Below are 17949 nucleotides of genomic sequence, written 5' to 3'. Positions count from 1 at the left end.
GTTTCAGGACGTGCTCAGGTGGGAGTCGATGAATTGCAGGACTTCGTCGGCCGAGGCCGCCTGGAGCTGTTCGACGACGCCCTCGCCGTCCGCGGCGGCCGCCTCCGTGCCGGGGCGGCAGCGCGCCAGCAGCGCTTCGAGCCGGGCGGTGACCGCGTCGCGCTCCTCGTCCCCGGCGAGCCGGTCCACCTGGCTCTCCAGCCGGTCCAGCTCGCGCAGCAGCGCGTCGGGTCCGGTCGCCTCCCCGAGGGCGAGGCGGTCGCGCAGGTGGTCGGCGAGCAGCGCGGGGGTGGGGATGTCGAAGACGAGCGTGGCCGGCAGGGTGACGCCGGTACTGCGGCTGAGCCGGTTGCGCAGCTCGACCGCGGTCAGCGAGTCGAAGCCGATCTCCTTGAACGGGCGGGCCGGGTCGACCGCGAGGACGTCCCCGAGCCCGAGCACGGCCGCGACGTTGCGGCGGACCAGCTCCAGCAGGGTGCGGGCCCGCTCGGCGGGCGCCAGTCCGGCCAGCCGCTCGGCCAGCGGCGCCGGGTCCGCCGCCTCGGCCGTACTGGTGCGGCGGGCGGCCGGGCGGGTACGGACCAGGCCGCCGAGGATGCGCGGCAGGACGCCCGAGGCGGCCAGTTCGCGCAGCGCGCCCAGGTCCAGCCGGGCGGGCACCAGCAGCGCGTCGGGGTGCAGGGACGCCGCGTCGAGCAGGGCCAGGCCCTGTTCGGAGCTCATCGCGCGGATGCCGGAGCGCTCCATGCGGGCGATGTCCTGGTCGGCCAGCGCGCCCGTGATGCCGCTGCTCTGCTCCCAGTGGCCCCAGCCCAGCGACTGTCCGGGCAGTCCGGCCGCCCGGCGGTCCTGCGCGAGGGCGTCGAGGAAGGCGTTGGCGGCGGCGTAGTTGGCCTGGCCCGCGACACCCGCGACCCCTCCGGTGGAGGAGAACAGCACGAAGGCCGCAAGATTCTGATACTGCGTCAGTTCGTGCAGGTTGAGCGCCGCGTCGGCCTTGGGCCGCAGCACGGTGTGCACCTTGTCCGGGGTGAGCGAGGGAAGCGTGCCGTCGTCGGTCGCCCCGGCGGCGTGCACGACACCGGTGAGCGGGTGCTCCCCGGGTACCGCGGCGAGGAGCGCGGCGAGCGCTTCCCGGTCGGCGACGTCGCAGGCGGCGACGGTCACCTGGGCGCCCAGGGCGGCCAGTTCACCGCGCAGCGCGTCGGCGCCGGGGGCCTGCGGGCCCTGCCTGCTGGTGAGCAGCAGGTGCCGGACCCCGTGGGCGGTGACCAGGTGCCGGGCGACGAGGGCGCCGATGGTGCCGGTGCCGCCGGTGACCAGGACGGTGCCCTCGGGGTCGAGGGGCGGGGTTGCCGCGTCGCCTGGGGCCGCGCCCGCCGGGGCGAGCCGCGGGACGAGGAGTTCGCCGTTGCGTACGACGACCTGCGGCTCGCCCGCGCCGAGGGCGAGTGCCAGGGCGCCGGGCAGCGAGCGGGCCGCGTCGGGGTCGGCGGGGTCGAGGTCGACGAGGACGAGCCGGTCGATGTTCTCCAGCTGGGCGGAGCGCGTGAGACCCCACAGCGCCGAGTGCGCGAGGTCGGCGACGCGTTCGGCCCCCGTGGACTGCGCGCCGCGCGTCACCAGGGCGAGCCGCGCGCCCGCGTTGCGCTCGTCGCCGAGCCACTGCTGGAGCAGGCCCAGCAGCCGTACGGTCTCGGCGTGCACGGCGGCGGCGAGCCCCGCGGGGTCGTCGAGACCCGCGCCGGGCAGGGGCGCGACGGGCAGCACCTGGACGCGCTCGCGGTCTTCCGCGGCGCCGTGCCGGTCGTCGCCGGGGGCGGACTCGCCGTGGCCCGCGGTCTCCAGGGCCTGCGCCAGGCCGAGGCCGTCGGCGCCCAGCACCTCGCACAGGGCGGTGGCGAGTACGCCGTCCCGGGCGGTGGCGGGGGTCCATTCGACGCGGTAGAGGCCGTCGGGCCCGGCGTTCGCGGGACGCAGCTGGTCCAGGGCCACCGGGCGGGACCGGACGGCCTCGGCGGTGGCGACGGGCCGGCCCGTACCGTCGGCGGCGCCGAGCGCGACCCCGTCGGCGAGCGGGACCATGCGCACCCGCAGGGCGCTCGCGCCCGCCGCGTGCAGGGTGACGCCGTTCCAGGTGAAGGGCAGCAGCATCTGCCCTTCCGGTGTGCTGCCGCGGCCGATGCCACCGGCCTGGAGCGCGGCGTCCAGCAGGGCCGGGTGCAGGCCGAAGTCGGCGGCACCGGCCTGGAGTTCGGCGTCGAGCGCGGCCTCGGCGAAGACCTCGTCGCCGCGCCGCCAGGCGGCCTTGAGGCCGCGGAAGGCGGGACCGTAGCCGTATCCCGCGGCGGCGAGCCCGGCGTGCAGGCCGTCGAGCGGGAGTGCTTCGGCCCCGGGCGGGGGCCACTGCGTGAAGTCGAAGCCGTCCGGGCGGGCGCCGGTGGCGAGAGTGCCGCTGGCGTGCCGCGTCCAGGGGTCGTCGCCGCCGGGGCCGCCGCTGGTGTCGGGCCGGGAGTGGACGGTGAAGGTGCGCCTTCCGTCCGGGGCGGGCGCGGAGACGGCGAGCTGGAGCCGTACGGCGCCGTCCTCGGGGAGGATCAGCGGGGTCTCCAGGACGAGTTCCTCGACCTGGTCGCAGCCCGCCTCGTCGCCCGCGCGCACCGCGAGGTCGACGAAGGCCGTGCCGGGCAGCAGGACGGACCCGGCCACCGCATGGTCGGCGATCCAGGGGTGGGCGTCGAGCGCGATCCGGCCGGTGAGCAGGATCTCGTCGCTCCCGGCGAGGTGGACGGCGGCGTCCAGCAGCGGGTGCGCGGCGGCGGTGAGGCCGAAGCCGCGGGCGTCGCCGGGCCCGTCGAGCGTGGCGGGGTCGATCCAGTAGTGCCGCCGCTGGAAGGCGTACGTGGGCAGGTCGACGGTGGGCACGGCGGGGGCGCCGGCCGGGGCGCCGTACCAGGCCTTCCAGTCCACGGTCAGACCCGCGGTGAACGCCTGGGCCAGCGCCCGCAGCAGTTGTTCGGCGCCGCCCTTGTCGCGCAGCAGCGTCGGGACCGTCGCCACCGCGAGATCCAGTGCCTGGGCCGTCTCCTGAACCCCCGTGCTCAGCACCGGATGCGGACCCGACTCGACCAGCACCCGGTAGCCGTCGGCGAGCACGGCCTCGACGGCCTGCGCGAATTCGACCCGGTGGCGCAGGTTCTCCACCCAGTACCGCGCGTCCAGCGTCGCCGGGTCCACCTGTCGGCCGGTGAGGGAGGAGTAGAAGGCGGTAGCGGTGTCCACCGGGGCGATCCCGTCGAGCCGGGTGAGCAGCTCGGCGGCGATCTCGTCCACGTGCGGGCTGTGCGAGGCGTAGTCCACATCGACGAGCCGGGCCCGTACGCCGTCCGCCTCGACCTGGGCGACGACCTGGGCGACCTCCTCCGGCGGGCCCGAAACGACCGTGGAGGACGGGCCGTTGACGGCGGCGACCACCACGCCGGGCCGGTCGGCGAGCAGCGCCTCGGCCGCGTCGGGCCCGACGCCGAGCGAGGCCATCGCGCCGCGTCCGGCGAGGGCCCGCAGCGCCTGGGCCCTGACCGCCACGACACGGGCGCCGTCTTCGAGGGTGAGCGCGCCCGCGACGACGGCGGCGGCGATCTCGCCCTGCGAGTGACCGACGACGGCCGCCGCACGCACCCCGTACGCCTCCCACACCGCGGCCAGCGACACCATGACCGCCCACAGCGCGGGCTGGACGACATCCACCCGGTCCACGTCCACGTCAGGGGCGGTGCCGCGCAGCACCCCCTCCAGCGACCAGTCGACGTACGGCGCGAGCGCCCGCTCGCACTCACCGATCCGCGCCGCGAACACCGGCGAGACGTCCAGGAGTTCGGCGCCCATCCCCCGCCACTGACCGCCCTGCCCCGGGAAGACGAGCACCGCGCCCGCGCTGCCCGCCACCGGTTCGCCGCCCACCACCGCGCCGGACGGCTCGTCCTCGGCCAAGGCCCGCAGTCCCGCGAGCAGTTGGCCGGCGTCCTCGCCGACGACCACGGCACGGTGCTCCAGCACGGCCCGGCCGGACACCAGCGACCAGCCAACGTCCACCGCCCCGGGCCCCGCCGCTTCGGCGAAGTCCGCCAGCCGCGCGGCCTGCGCGCGCAGCGCGGCGGGCGAGGCGGCGGAGACCACCCACGGCAGCGCGCCGCCGAGCGGCGCGGCGGCCGTGAACACCGGCTGGTCCGCCTCCGGTCCGTCCGCGGGCTCGGGCGGTGCGGCCTCGACGATGACATGGGCGTTGGTGCCGGAGATGCCGAAGGCGGAGATGCCCGCGCGGCGCGGCCGGTCCACGTCCTCGGGCCACTCCACGGCGCGGGTCAGCAGCTCGACGGAACCGCTGCTCCAGTCGACGTGCGGGGTCGGCGCGTCGATGTGCAGGCTCGCGGGGAGGACGCCGTGCTGCATGGCCATGACCATTTTGATCAGGCCCGCCATACCGGCCGCGGCCTGGGTGTGACCGATATTGGATTTCACCGACCCCAGCCACAGAGGCTTTTCCGCAGCACGCCCCTGACCGTATGTGGCGATCAGCGCCTGCGCCTCGATCGGATCACCCAACCGCGTCCCCGTACCATGCGCCTCCACCACATCCACATCAGCACCCGACAACCGCGCATTCGCCAACGCCTGCCGAATCACCCGCTGCTGCGACGGACCATTCGGCGCCGTCAACCCATTACTCGCACCATCCTGATTAATCGCAGAACCCCGCACCACACCCCACACCCGATGCCCACGACGCCGAGCATCCGACAACCGCTCCAACAACACCAACCCCACACCCTCACCCCACCCCGTACCATCCGCCCCCGCACCGAACGACTTGCAACGACCATCCACCGCCAACCCACGCTGCCGCGAAAACTCCACAAACGCACCCGGCGTCGCCATCACCGTCACACCACCGGCCAACGCCAAAGAACACTCACCACCCCGCAACGCACCCACCGCAGAATGCAACGCCACCAACGACGACGAACACCCCGTATCAACCGTCACCGCAGGACCCTCAAGACCCAGCACATACGACACCCGACCCGACACCACACACCCCAGATTCCCGGTGCCGGTGTAGCCCTCCATGTCGGCGCTGGAGAGCCCGATGATCGACAGGTAGTCGAAGATGGTCGCGCCGACGTAGACGCCGGTGTCGGTGCCCTTCAGCGAGCCGTGGTCGATGCCGGCGCGTTCGAAGGTCTCCCACGCGGTCTCCAGCAGCAGCCGCTGCTGCGGGTCCATGCCGACCGCCTCGCGCGGTGAGATGCCGAAGAAGTCCGCGTCGAACTCGCCCGCGTCCGGGAGGAATCCGCCCTCCAGGACGTAGCTGGTGCCGGGGCGGTCCGGGTCGGGGTCGTAGAGCGTCTCCAGGCGCCAGCCGCGGTCGGCGGGGAAGGACGTCATCGCGTCCCGGCCCTCGGCGACGAGGTCCCACAGCTCCTCGGGGCTGCTGACGCCGCCGGGGTAGCGGCAGGCCATGCCGACGATCGCGATCGGCTCGTCGGAGAGCCCGGCGGGCGCCGCGGGCAGCGCGGCCGGGACGCCCGTGGGCGCCGCGCCGCCGGAGATCTCCGCGAGCAGGTGGCGGGCCAGCGTGTCCGCGGTGGGGTGGTCGAAGATCAGCGTCGTCGGCAGGGACATCCCGAGCGACGTGCCGAGCTTGTTGCGCAGCTCGACGGCCGTCAGCGAGTCGAAGCCCAGCTCGAAGAAAGGGGAGGTCGCGGACACCGCGTCGGGCCCCGCGTGTCCGAGCACCCCGGCGGCCAGCGCGCGGATGTGCTGGACGAGGATCTGCTGCCGCTGCCCCGCCGCCGCGGCGGCCAGCTGGCGGCGCAGCGGGCTCTCCTCGTCACCGGCCTGCTCGGGCGCCTCGGCGGCCTGCGGGATCTCGGCGAGCAGCCGGCTGGCGCGCTGCCCGGCGAAGGTCGCGGCGAAGCGCGGCCAGTCGAAGTCGGCGACGGTGAGCACGCTCTCGCCGCGGCCGAGGGCCTGGCCGAGCACGCGCAGGGCGAGGCCGGGCGGCATGGCGGTGAGGCCGCGGTCGCGGAAGAAGGCGGTCACGGCGTCGTCGGCCGCCATGCCCGCCTCGCCCCACGGCCCCCATGCGACGGACAGGGCCGGGAGGCCCGCGGCCCGGCGGCGCTCGGCGAGGGCGTCGAGGTAGGCGTTGGCGGCGGCGTAGGCGCCCTGCTGGCCGCTGCCCCAGCTGGAGGCGCCGGAGGAGAAGAGCACGAAGGCGTCGAGGTCCAGGTCGCGGGTCAGCTCGTCGAGCCAGCGGGCGCCGCCGGACTTGCCCGCGGCGACCTGGGCCAGCCGGTCGCCGTCCAGGTCGCGTACGGGGGTGTAGTCGCCGACGCCCGCCGCGTGGAAGACGGCGCTCAGCGGGTGCTCGGCGGGGACGCGGGCGAGCAGCGCGGCCACCTGGCCGCGGTCGGCGACGTCGCACGCGGCGATGTCCACCGTGGCACCCAGTGCGGTGAGTTCGGCGGTGAGGGCCTGGCTGCCGGGGGCGTCGGCGCCGCGCCGGCCGGCCACGACGACGTGCCGGGCGCCGCGTTCCACGAGCCAGCGGGCGACACGGCCGCCGATCCCGCCGGTGCCGCCGGTGACCAGGGCCGTGCCGCCGGTCCGCCATTCCGGGCCGGGCGCGGTCGCGGGCAGCGGGCGCAGCCGCCGGGCCAGCGGGCCGCCCGCGCGCAGCGCGACCTGGTCCTCACCGTCCCCGGCCTCCTGGGCGAGTACGGCGGCCAGCAGCGGGGCCGTCGCGTCGCCGTCCGCGTCCGGCAGGTCGGCGAGCCCGCCCCACAGCCGCGGGTACTCCAGCGCCACGACCCGGCCGAGCCCCCACACCTGTGCCTGCGCGGGGCTCACGTCGGCGCCGCCCGCCCCGGCGGACACCCCGCCGCGGGTCACGCCCCACAGCCGCCCGCCGAAGTCCGCGTCGTCCAGCGCCTGGACGAGCGCGAGTGTCGCGGCGAGCCCGGCGGCCAGGTGCGGGTGCCGCGGGTGCGGCTCCTCGTCGAGGCCCAGCACGCTGACCACGCCGGTGACGGGGGTGCCCGCGGGCAGGGTGCCGCGCAGCAGGTCGGTCAGCGCGCCGCGCTCCAGCTCCTCGGGCGTGAGGGCCAGCAGGGTGCAGGTGGCGCCGTGGCTGTCGAGGGCGCGGGTGACGGTCTCGACGGCGGGGTCCGCGGCGAGCCGCCGCGGCGCCACGAGCAGCCACCGCCCGGCGAGCCGCGGCGCGGCGTCGAGGCCCGCGACGGCCGACCAGGCCGCCGCGTAGCGCCATCCGTCGATCCGGCCCTGCTCGCGGGTGCCGCGGCGCCACTGGGCGAGGACGGGCAGCGCGGTGTCCAGTGCCTGCCGGGTGCTCTCCTCGGTGGTGTCCAGCCCGGCCCCGATCCCGGCGAGGTCGCCGGACTCGACGGCGTTCCAGAAGGCCTCGTCCGCCGCGGCCGCGTCGTCCTGGGCGCCGGGCCACTTGTCGGGCTTGAGCCAGTAGGGCTGGTGCCGGAAGGCGTACGTGGGCAGGTCGACGGTGGGCACGGCGGGGGCGTCGGCCGCGGCGCCGTACCAGGCCTTCCAGTCCACGGTCAGACCCGCGGTGAACGCCTGGGCCAGCGCCCGCAGCAGTTGTTCGGCGCCGCCCTTGTCGCGCAGCAGCGTCGGGACCGTCGCCACCGCCAGGTCCAGTGCCTGGGCCGTCTCCTGAACCCCCGTGCTCAGCACCGGATGCGGACCCGACTCGACCAGCACCCGGTAGCCGTCGGCGAGCACGGCCTCGACGGCGTCGGCGAAGCGGACGCGGTGGCGCAGGTTGCGCACCCAGTAGCCGGTGTCGAGGTCGGCGGTGTCGATCCGGCCGCCGGTGAGGGCGGAGTAGAAGGCCACGGTCGTGGCGGCGGGCGTGATCGTGCCGAGCAGGTCGGTGAGTTCGGCGGCGATGTCGTCCACGTGGGGGCCGTGCGAGGCGTAGTCCACGTCGATCAGCCGGGCCCGCCCGCCGTCGGCCTCGACCTGTGCCACGACGGCCGCTACTGCCTCGGGGGAGCCCGAGACGACGGTGGACGAGGGGCCGTTGACGGCGGCCACCGCCACGTCGGACCGGTCGGCGAGCACGGCCTCGGCGGCGTCGCGCCCGAGGGCGAGCGACGCCATGGCGCCGCGTCCGGCGAGGGCCCGCAGGGCGCGCGAGCGGACGGCGACGATACGGGCGCCGTCTTCGAGGGTGAGCGCGCCCGCGACGACGGCGGCGGCGATCTCGCCCTGCGAGTGGCCGACGACGGCCGCCGCACGCACCCCGTACGCCTCCCACACCGCGGCCAGCGACACCATGACCGCCCACAGCGCGGGCTGGACGACATCCACCCGGTCCACGTCCACGTCAGGGGCGGTGCCGCGCAGCACCCCCTCCAGCGACCAGTCGACGTACGGCGCGAGCGCCCGCTCGCACTCACCGATCCGCGCCGCGAACACCGGCGAGACGTCCAGGAGTTCGGCGCCCATCCCCCGCCACTGACCGCCCTGCCCCGGGAAGACGAGGACGGGGCCAGGTCCGACGGGCAGCGGCTCGCCCTCCACCACGGAGGCGGAAGGGGCGCCCTCCGCCAACGACCTGAGCCCGGCGAGAAGTCGGCCGGGATCGTCGCCGACGACCACCGCGCGGTGGTCCAGCACGGCCCGGCCGGACACCAGCGACCAGCCCACGTCCACCGCGCCGGGGTCCGCCGCTTCGGCGAAGTCCGCGAGCCGCGCGGCCTGCGCGCGCAGTCCCTCGGCGGAGGCACCGGAGACCACCCACGGGGTCAGCCCGCCGACCGCGGCGGTGGGCGCGCCCTGCGGCTCGGCGTCGGGCGCGGGGGCTTCTTCGAGGATGACGTGCACATTGGTGCCGGAGATGCCGAAGGCCGAAATGCCCGCACGGCGGGGGCGGTCGGTCTCCCCGGGCCAGTCGCGCTGTTCGCTGAGGAGTTCCACCGCGCCGCCGGACCAGTCGACTTCCGTGGTGGGCTCGTCGGCGTGCAGCGTCCTCGGCATCACCCCGTGCTGCATGGCCATGACCATTTTGATCAGGCCCGCCATACCGGCGGCGGCCTGGGTGTGCCCGATATTGGATTTCACCGACCCCAGCCACAAAGGCCTTTCCGCAGCACGCCCCTGACCGTAGGTCGCGATCAGCGCCTGCGCCTCGATCGGATCACCCAACCGCGTCCCCGTACCATGCGCCTCCACCACATCCACATCAGCACCCGACAACCGCGCATTCGCCAACGCCTGCCGAATCACCCGCTGCTGCGACGGACCATTCGGCGCCGTCAACCCATTACTCGCACCATCCTGATTGACCGCAGAACCCCGCACCACACCCCACACCCGATGCCCACGACGCCGAGCATCCGACAACCGCTCCAACAACACCAACCCCACACCCTCACCCCACCCCGTACCATCCGCCCCCGCACCGAACGACTTGCAACGACCATCCACCGCCAACCCACGCTGCCGCGAAAACTCCACAAACGCACCCGGCGTCGCCATCACCGTCACACCACCGGCCAACGCCAAAGAACACTCACCACCCCGCAACGCACCCACCGCAGAATGCAACGCCACCAACGACGACGAACACCCCGTATCAACCGTCACCGCAGGACCCTCAAGACCCAGCACATACGACACCCGACCCGACACCACACACCCCAGATTCCCGGTGGCGGCATAGCCTTCGACCTCGTTCTGCGCCATGGCGGTGAGGACGACGTACTCCTGCGAGGTCACCCCGGCCCAGACGCCCGTGTCGCTGCCGACGAGGCCGCGCGGGTCGATCCCGGCGTGCTCGAAGGTCTCCCAGGCGACTTCGAGCAGCTGCCGCTGCTGCGGGTCCATCGCGAGCGCCTCGCGCGGCGAGATGCCGAAGAAGCCGGCGTCGAAACCGGCTGCGCCGTGCAGGAAGCCGCCCTGCCGGGTGTAGCTGGTGCCGGGGCGGTCCGGGTCGGCGTCGAAGAGGGAGTCCAGGTCCCAGCCGCGGTCGGTGGGGAAGGCGGTCAGGCCCTCGGAGCCGGAGGACACCAGATTCCACAGGTCGTCCGGGCTCTGCACGCCGCCGGGGAAGCGGCAGGCCATGCCGACGATCGCGACCGGCTCGGGCAGGGCGGACTCGGCCTCGCTCAACCGCCTGCGGGTGTCGCGCAGTTCGGCCGTCACCCACTTCAGGTGGTCGAGCAGCCGCTCCTCGTCCTTCGCCATCCCTGGGCTCTCCTCTGCTTGCGGAAGTCGGCTGGTCTCTCGGCGGAACTCGGCTCGTCCCGGCGGCTTTCCCGGAAGCGCGAAGGGGTCAGAAGGCGCAGTCGAGCCGCTTGTAGCCCTCGATGAAGCTGGACGCGAGCCGGCTGGGCTCCCCCGTGGCGCGGATCTCCGGGAGCGCGGTGAGCAGTTCGCGGTAGAGGGCGGCGATCTCGATACGGGCGAGGTGGGCGCCCAGGCAGAAGTGCGGGCCGGGCGCGCCGAAGGAGAGCTGCGGGTTGGGGTCGCGGGTGATGTCGAAGCGGTAGGGGTCGGCGAAGACCTTCTCGTCGTGGTTGGCGGACCAGTAGAGGAGGAAGATCTGGTCGCCCTCGTGGAAGCGGTGGCCGTTCATGTCGCAGTCGCGGGTGGCGGTCCTGCGCATCCAGTTGATGGGGGTGGCCACCCGGAGGATCTCCTCCACCGCGTTCGGCGCGTGCCGCTCGAAGTCCGACAGCAGCAGGGCGCGCTGCTCGGGGTGTTCGGTGAGCAGCACCAGGGCGCGGGAGATGGCGTTGCGGGTGGTCTCCATACCGGCGTTGACCAGCAGGATGAAGAAGGAGACCAGCTCCTGGCCGGTCAGCTGCTCGCCGTCCTCCTGCACCTGGACGAGCCGGGTGACGACGTCGGGGCGCGGGTGGGCGAGACGGTCCTCGCGCAGCCCGGCGATGTAGTCGCCGAGGTCCCGGGAGGCGCCGAGGACGGCGGCGGCGGCCTCCTCGGGGCTGGAGACGAACTCGGGGTCGAGGGCGCCCATGATGGTGCTGGTGCGCTCGAAGAGGAACTCGTAGTCGTCCGGCGGGATGCCCATCATGGTGCTGAGCACAGCGATCGGCATGTCGGCGGCGACCGGGCGGACGAAGTCGCCGGGCCCGCGCTCGACGAGCGCGGCGACGAGCCGGCGGGCCACCTCGTGGGACATGGACGCGAAGGCGGGCGCCATGTTGCGGCCGAAGGACCGCGACACGATGCGCCGCAGCCGGGCGTGCTCGGGGTTGTCCATGGTGATCATGGAGCCGTAGAACTCGCCGAGTTCCGGGCCGACCATGCCGGTGGCGCCCTCCGAGGAGAAGTCCTGCGGGCGGCGGCTGACCTCCAGGATGTCGGCGTGCTTCGCGAGCGCCCAGTAGCCGTTCGCCATCGGCCCCCACGGCAGGCGCGGCGGTACGAACTCCGGTCCGGGCTGGGCGCGCAGCCGCTCGAAGACCTCGGCGCGCTCCTCGTGCGGCCGCAGCCAGAACGACGGATCGAGGAAGTCGGGCGCGGGGGCGGTGCCGGACGCGCCGGAGGAGGGGAACCTGGCTTCCGTCGGGGACACAGTGCCTCGATTCACGTGTGGGACGGGCTGCGAACACCGGTCCGCGCCAGTCTCACAACCGCTCCTTAAGCAGTGCTTTCCGGTGCCCGCCGGTGCTCTTTCCGCAGGTACGACGGCGCCCGGCAGGGGTGTTCCCCTGCCGGGCGCCGTCGTCCGCACGGTGCGCCCGTGCGGTGGCGGATCCGTCCCCCGGTGTCAGCCCGCGGCCGTCTCCCGCAGCGCGGTGCGGACGGCCTCGGCCACCTCCGCGCGCCGCTCGTCGACGAAGAAGTGGCCGCCGCGGAAGGTCAGCAGGTCGCACGCGGCCTCGGTGTGGTCCGACCATGCGGCGGCCTCGTCCAGTGTGGTGTGCGGGTCGTCGGTGCCGGTCAGCACCGTCACCGGGCACGCCAGCACGAAGCCGGGCTCCTCGCGGTAGGTCTCGATGGCCTTGTAGTCGCTGCGGGTCGGGGGGATCGCCATCTGGACGATCTCGGGGTCGGCGAGCATGCGCTCGTCGGTGCCGCCCAGCGTGCGCAGCTCGTCGAGCAGGCCCGCGTCGTCGCGCAGGTGGACCGTGCCGGGCCGCAGCCGGGAGGGGGCGCGCCGCCCGGAGGCGAAGAGCCGTACGGGCTGCGGTCCGCCCTCCTTGCTCAGCCGGCGGGCCACCTCGTAGGCCACGACCGCGCCCATGCTGTGGCCGAAGAAGGCGTACGGGCGGTCGCGCCACGCCGTCGAGGCGGCGGTGAACGCGTCCGCCAGCTCGTCGATGGACTCGGCGCTCGGCTCCGAGCGCCGGTCCTGCCGCCCGGGATACTGCACCGCCAGCACCTCGATGCCGGGGGCGAGCAGCGCGGACAGCTTGTGGAAGGCGGTGGCCGACCCCCCGGCGTGCGGGAAGCAGACCAGCCGGAGGGCCTGGTCGGACGGGTGGTAGCGGCGGACCCACGGGTCGTGGTCCAGCACGTCGGCGGCAGAGGTGCTCATCGGTTCGACTCCTGGAGGCGGGCGGCCGGCTGCGCGGTCAGGCGAGCAGGTCGCGGCGGCGGAAGGCGGCGAGCGAGACGGCGAGGCCGGCGAGGGCCAGCGCTCCCATGACGACCAGCGGTGTGGCCTCGAACGGCGATCCGGGCAGCTTGGGCACCTGGCTGAAGGGCGAGACGTCCATCAGGTAGTGACCGGCTTTCAGGGACGGTCCGACCAGGGTGACGAAGGCGAAGATCCCGTACAGGCCCCAGCTCGCCGCGGTGAGGCGGGGGAAGGCGGCCAGCAGCAGGACGGCGATGGCGCCGACCGCGAGCACCGCCGGGAGCTGGGCGAAGGCGGCGCCGAGCATGCTGCCCAGGCCGTGCCCGAGGCGGTGCGCGCTCAGCCCGTAGGACAGGCCGGTGCCGAGCCCCGCGGCGGCGAGCACGGCGGTGGCACCACCGGCCGCGATCACCACATGGCTGGTCACCCAGCGGGCGCGGCCGACCGTGCCGGAGAAGACCAGCTCGATCCGGCCGTCGGCCTCCTCGGCCCGGGCCCGGGTGAGGACGCTGAGCGCGAGGGCTGCCGCCATGATCCCGAACGTACCCATGAGCGCGGCGAGATACGCGTCCTGGAGGTCCTGCGTGCCGCCGAGTTCCGTCATGAGCTTGCGCACGCTCGCGCCGCCCGCGAGGACGTCGACGTTCTTGACGAAGGAGCCGGTCACGAGCGCGCCCGCGAGCACGCCGCCGGTCCAGCTCAGCACCGTGCCGCGGTGCAGCCGCCAGGCCAGGCCGAAGGCGCCGCGGGTGGCGGCGCCCGCGCGGGCGGGGCCGGGCCGGGCGGCGACCAGGCCCGCGCCGTAGTCGCGCCGCTCCAGCAGCCGCAGCGCGACGGCGACCAGGACGGCGGCGGCGAGGGCGGGCAGCGCGAGCACCCACCAGCGGTCCCCGGCGTAGGGGCGCACCTGCTGCGCCCAGCCGATCGGCGACAGCCAGCGCAGCCACGTCACCGAGTCGTCGGTGTCGCCGACCGCGCGCAGCAGGAAGAAGCCGGCCAGCAGGGCGAGCGCGGAGCCGGTCGCGGTGCGCGCGGACTCGAAGACCTGCGCGGTGACGGCGGCGACACCGGCGAAGACGATGCCGCACCCGGCGACGGCCAGGCCGAGCGCGAAGGCGCCCGCCACCGGCAGTCCGAGGATCGGCAGCACCGCCCCGATGCACACCCCGACGGTGAGGTCCATCGACACCGCGAGCTGGAGCGCCGCGACGAGCGGCGCGGTACGGTCCACGACCCCGGCGGCGACGAGTTCCTGGCGGCCGGTCTGCTCGTCGGCGCGGGTGTGCCGGACGACGAGCATGACCGACATCACGGCCGCGGCGACGGCGGCGACGACGCCCAGCCGCCACGCCGTCAGCGCGCCCAGCGAGGTGCCGTTGACGGCGCCGTACAGCGGCGCCGCCCCGGAGGCGCCCCGGATGCCGTCGACGAAGCTGCGCCGTGCCGCGGCGTCGGGGAAGAGGTCCTTGAGGCTGTAGGCGGTGGAGAAGGAACTGCCGATCAACGCGTCGGCCCAGACCGCGAGCAGCAGGCGGTCGCGCCGGGAGGCGAGTTTGACCAGCTCGGTCGTCCCGGCGGGGGCGCCGCGGCTCATCGCGTGCCCTCCGTGCCGGAGTAGTAGCGCAGGAACAGCTCGTCGAGGGTCGGCGGGCGGCTGACGAGCGAGCGCACCCCGGCGTCGGTGACCAGGCGCAGCACCTTCTCCAGTACGTCCGGGTCGACCTGGCAGCGCAGCTGGAGCCCGTCCGTCTCCAGTTCGTGCACCCCGGTGACGGCGTCGAGCCCGGCGACGGGGCGGCTGACGGTCGCGATGATGGTGGTGCGCGACAGGTGGCGCAGCTCGTCGAGCGTCCCGGTGTCCACCCGGCGGCCCTGCCGGACGATGGACACCCGGTCGCACAGCCGCTCCACCTCGGCCAGGATGTGGCTGGACAGCAGGACGGTGCCGCCCTGCGCGGTGAACTCGGCCACGCAGTCGCCGAACACGGCCTCCATGAGCGGGTCGAGGCCCGAGGTCGGCTCGTCCAGGATGAGCAGGTCGGCGTCGCAGGCCAGGGCGGCTATCAGGGCGACCTTCTGCCGGTTGCCCTTGGAGTAGGCGCGGCCCTTCTTCTTCGGGTCCAGCTCGAAGCGCTCCACCAGGGCGTCGCGCCGCGCGGTGTCCAGGCCGCCGTACATCGAGCCGAGCAGGTCGATGGTCTCGCCGCCGGTCAGGCCGGGCCACAGGCTGACGTCGCCGGGGACGTAGGCGAGTCTGCGGTGCAGTTCCGTCGCGTCGCGCCAGGGGTCGCCGCCGAAGAGGGTGGCGGTGCCGCCGTCGGCGCGCAGCAGTCCGAGCAGGATGCGGATGGTGGTCGACTTCCCCGCCCCGTTGGGCCCGAGCAGTCCGTGGACCTCGCCCTGGGCCACCGTCAGGTCCAGTCCGTCGAGGGCGACGGCCTGCCTGAACTGCTTGCGTAATCCTGATGTGTTGATCACGTCGTCGTTTCCGTTCACGAAACGACAGTATCGACATCTTCACAGAGTTGTGAAGTTTCATGACACAATGCATACGCGGGTGCGCGGTTCCGGCGCACGGGTCCGGGAGGAGATGGTCGGTCATGTCCGTCGGACGGGACGGGATCGGGGCGGACGCGGTCGGGCCGGACGTCAGAGCGCGGGACGTCAAAGCGCCGGACGTCATCGGGCGGGACGAGGAGGACACCCGCCGCTTCGTCGAGCAGACGGCCATGCTGTTCGCCGACCTGGGCGTGCCCAGGATGAGCGCACGGGTGCTGATGACGCTGATGGCCTCGGAGGAGCGCGGTCTGACGGCGGGCCGGCTCGCGGAGCTGCTCACGGTGAGCCCGGCCGCGATCTCCGGCGCGGTGCGCTACCTCGCCCAGGTCGGGCTCGTGGGGCGGGAGTCGGTGCCCGGCTCGCGCAGCGATCTGTACGTGCTGCCCGACGACACCTGGTACGCCGCCGCGGCCACCAAGCACGGCATGTTCACCCGCATCATCGCCGCGACCGAGCGGGGCACGTACGCGCTCGGCGGACCGGGCACCCGGGCAGGGGCGCGGATCGCGGAGATGCGGGACTTCTTCGGCTTCGCCCAGCAGGAGATGGCCGACGTGCTGGACCGCTGGAAGGCGCTGCGGGCACGGAGTCTGCCGCCCGTGCCCGGGCAGGGCTGACCGCCCGCCGCCATGGGGGCGGCGGGCGGTCGGGCGGCGGCGGGTCAGGCGTGGGTGCGGGCGAGCAGGGCGAGGATGTCGGCGGTGGTGCCGCTCTCGGACAGCCGGGGGAAGATCTTCTCCAGGCTGTTGCGGTGGGCGTCGCCGTCCATGTCGGTGACCGCGTCGGTGGCGACGGTGACGTGGTAGCCGTGCTCGTGCGCGTAGCGGGCGGTGGACTCCACGCCGATGCTGGTGGCGGCTCCGGTGAGGACGATCTGCGTGACGCCGCGGCGGCGCAGCCGGAGGTCGAGGTCGGTGCCGTAGAAGGCCGACCAGTTGCGCTTGGTGATGACGATGTCGCCGTCGTGGCCCGCGAGTTCGTCGGCGAGCTGGTCCCAGCCCTCGGGCAGCGGGCCGACCCCGCGCGCGGCGTCGGTGCGCCCGGGGGCCTGGTCCGAGCCGTCGGGGGCGGAGGTCACCCGGACCAGGACCACCGGCAGGCCGCGGCCGCGGAAGGCGTCGGCCAGCTCGACCGAGCGGGCCAGCACGTCGGCGGTGCGGTGCGGGGTGCCGGGGATGCCGAGCAGCGCCTTCTGGAGGTCGATGACGACCAGCGCGGTGCTCGGGTCGAGCGTGGTGAGAGCCATGGCGGCGGAGGCCTTTCGTGGCGGGCGCGGGGGCTCGCGCCGGGTGGCGGGAGCCGGTGCCCGGGGCGGGCACGGGCGTACGGCGGGGCCGCGGCTCAGCGGGGCCCGGACGTACGGGTCGGGGGGTCGCCGTCGCGGGCGGCGGCGGGGGCCGCGGCCTCCTGGCCGACGGCGGCCAGGGAGCGGTCGAGGAGGGTCAGGGCGAGCAGCAGCACGGAGATCGCGACGAGCATCCAGCCGAGGTGGTGCAGCCCGGTGGTGCCGGCGCCGTCCCGGTAGAAGGCGGCGGAGCCCGCGGAGGCCAGCAGCGCGCCGAGGTAGCCGAAGGTGCGCAGCAGCCCGGCGGAGGAGCCCATGCGCCGCGGATCGGCCTGCGCGTAGAGGGCGTTCTGGTTGGCCAGGCCGACGAGGCCCTGCGGGACACCGGCGGCGGCGCCGACCAGCGCCAGCAGCCACACGGCGTCGTCCGCACCGAGCGGCAGCAGGGCCACGCTCGCGGCGACCTGCACCACGGCTCCGGCCAGCAGCTTGCCGCGCACCTCGGCGCGCCGCCCGGTCAGCGCGGTCACCCCGATCGCCGCGGCGGACATCGGCAGCAGGATCAGGCCCGCGGTGGACGCGCTGAGCGACCTGCCCTCCTCCAGCCACTGCGGGAAGCCGTAGAGGAAGGCGTAGGAGGTGGTGTAGGCGAGCAGCTGGCGGCCGTAGGTGACGAGCAGCGGGGTGTTGCCGCGCAGCACCCGCAGATCGACGAAGGGGTCGGCGGTGCGCAGCTCGCGGCGGGTGAAGGCGGCGCCGGCTGCAGCGGTGAGCGGCAGCAGGTACCACCGGCCGGGGACGGGCCGCATCAGGAAGAGCATGAAGGCGGTGAGGGTCGCGGCGAAGAGCACCATGCCGGGCACGTCCACCCCGCGCCCCGGGCCCTGCGCCCCCAGTGCGGGGAGCGCGGCCCGGCGCGGCAGCCGCCGGGCGCCGAGCACCAGGCAGGCGGCGGACAGCGGCACGTTGACGGCGAAGATGAGGTGCCAGCCGCCCGCGGCGATCAGCAGGCCGCCCAGCGTCGGGCCGATGACGGCGACGACCTGGTTGGCGATGGACAGCCCGGCGAGGATGCCGGTGGGGCTGCTCGCGCCCGTGCGCGCGGACTCCGTCCGCAGCAGGTACATGGACGCCGGGTAGGCCGCCGAGGTGCCGAAGCCGAGCAGCACCCGGGAGGCGATCAGCACGCCGAGGTCGGGGGCGGCCACACCGAGCACGCCCGCGACGCCGACCAGGGCGGTGCCGGTGAGATAGAGCACCCGGGGTCCGTAGGTGTCCACGAGGCGGCCGATGACCGGCTGGCCGACGGCGGTCGCCAGGTACAGCGCGGTGACCAGCCAGGCGGTCTGCGCGGGGGCGGCGTGGAAGGCCTTGCCGATCGGGACGAGCGCGACGGCGAGCATCGAGGAGTTGACCGGGTTGAGGACCGAGCCGAGGATCATCGGGGATATCAGGC

General features: G+C 74.6%; 8 protein-coding genes. 1 reads left to right on the top strand and 7 read right to left on the bottom strand.

Annotation, left to right across the window (positions count from 1 at the left end; genetic code table 11):
- Positions 1-3: 3 nt before the first annotated feature.
- The 5 genes from ACH4PY_RS27840 to ACH4PY_RS27820 form a co-directional block, all read right to left on the bottom strand.
- The gene (locus tag ACH4PY_RS27840; RefSeq protein WP_398188577.1) at positions 4-10287 is read right to left on the bottom strand and encodes a type I polyketide synthase; all 10284 of its coding nucleotides are present in this window, start codon (positions 10285-10287) and stop codon (positions 4-6) included.
- Positions 10288-10375: 88 nt separating this feature from the next.
- The gene (locus tag ACH4PY_RS27835; protein ID WP_398188574.1) at positions 10376-11641 is read right to left on the bottom strand and encodes a cytochrome P450; all 1266 of its coding nucleotides are present in this window, start codon (positions 11639-11641) and stop codon (positions 10376-10378) included.
- 195 nt (positions 11642-11836) lie between these two features.
- Positions 11837-12607, bottom strand: coding sequence for a thioesterase II family protein (locus ACH4PY_RS27830; protein ID WP_398188571.1), 771 nt, complete (start codon positions 12605-12607; stop codon positions 11837-11839).
- A gap of 37 nt (positions 12608-12644) precedes the next feature.
- Positions 12645-14243 carry an ABC transporter permease gene (locus tag ACH4PY_RS27825; RefSeq protein WP_398188568.1) on the bottom strand — a complete coding sequence of 533 codons (1599 nt, stop codon included), beginning with the start codon at positions 14241-14243 and terminating at the stop codon, positions 12645-12647.
- Complete coding sequence (locus tag ACH4PY_RS27820) at positions 14240-15145, bottom strand: ATP-binding cassette domain-containing protein (protein WP_398188566.1); 906 nt, start codon at positions 15143-15145, stop codon at positions 14240-14242. Before ACH4PY_RS27820 ends, ACH4PY_RS27825 begins: the two co-directional genes overlap by 4 nt.
- Positions 15146-15249: 104 nt before the next feature.
- Between ACH4PY_RS27820 and ACH4PY_RS27815 the strand changes: the two genes are divergently transcribed.
- Positions 15250-15825, top strand: a complete 576-nt coding sequence (locus ACH4PY_RS27815) for a GbsR/MarR family transcriptional regulator (protein WP_398188564.1) — start codon at positions 15250-15252, stop codon at positions 15823-15825.
- A gap of 44 nt (positions 15826-15869) precedes the next feature.
- Here the strand turns inward: ACH4PY_RS27815 and ACH4PY_RS27810 are convergent, their stop codons facing one another.
- The gene (locus ACH4PY_RS27810) at positions 15870-16454 is read right to left on the bottom strand and encodes an isochorismatase family protein (protein WP_398188561.1); all 585 of its coding nucleotides are present in this window, start codon (positions 16452-16454) and stop codon (positions 15870-15872) included.
- 95 nt (positions 16455-16549) lie between these two features.
- Entirely contained in the window at positions 16550-17935 is a 1386-nt protein-coding gene (locus tag ACH4PY_RS27805; protein ID WP_398188636.1) for an MFS transporter, read from the bottom strand.
- Positions 17936-17949 lie beyond the last annotated feature (14 nt).

The organism is Streptomyces sp. NPDC021224 (assembly GCF_044332905.1).
Lineage (GTDB): Bacteria > Actinomycetota > Actinomycetes > Streptomycetales > Streptomycetaceae > Actinacidiphila.
Note: the sequence above shows the minus strand (reverse complement) of the source record. Positions and strands in the feature narration are given on the sequence as shown.

Bases quoted from the DNA above. Each gene is read 5' to 3' on its own strand.
- ACH4PY_RS27840 (WP_398188577.1), bottom strand. From the start codon at position 10,287: ATGGCGAAGGACGAGGAGCGGCTGCTCGACCACCTGAAGTGGGTGACG.
- ACH4PY_RS27830 (WP_398188571.1), bottom strand. From the start codon at position 12,607: ATGAGCACCTCTGCCGCCGACGTGCTGGACCACGACCCGTGGGTCCGC.
- ACH4PY_RS27825 (WP_398188568.1), bottom strand. From the start codon at position 14,243: ATGAGCCGCGGCGCCCCCGCCGGGACGACCGAGCTGGTCAAACTCGCC.
- ACH4PY_RS27815 (WP_398188564.1), top strand. From the start codon at position 15,250: ATGTCCGTCGGACGGGACGGGATCGGGGCGGACGCGGTCGGGCCGGAC.
- ACH4PY_RS27810 (WP_398188561.1), bottom strand. From the start codon at position 16,454: ATGGCTCTCACCACGCTCGACCCGAGCACCGCGCTGGTCGTCATCGAC.
- ACH4PY_RS27805 (WP_398188636.1), bottom strand. From the start codon at position 17,935: ATGATCCTCGGCTCGGTCCTCAACCCGGTCAACTCCTCGATGCTCGCC.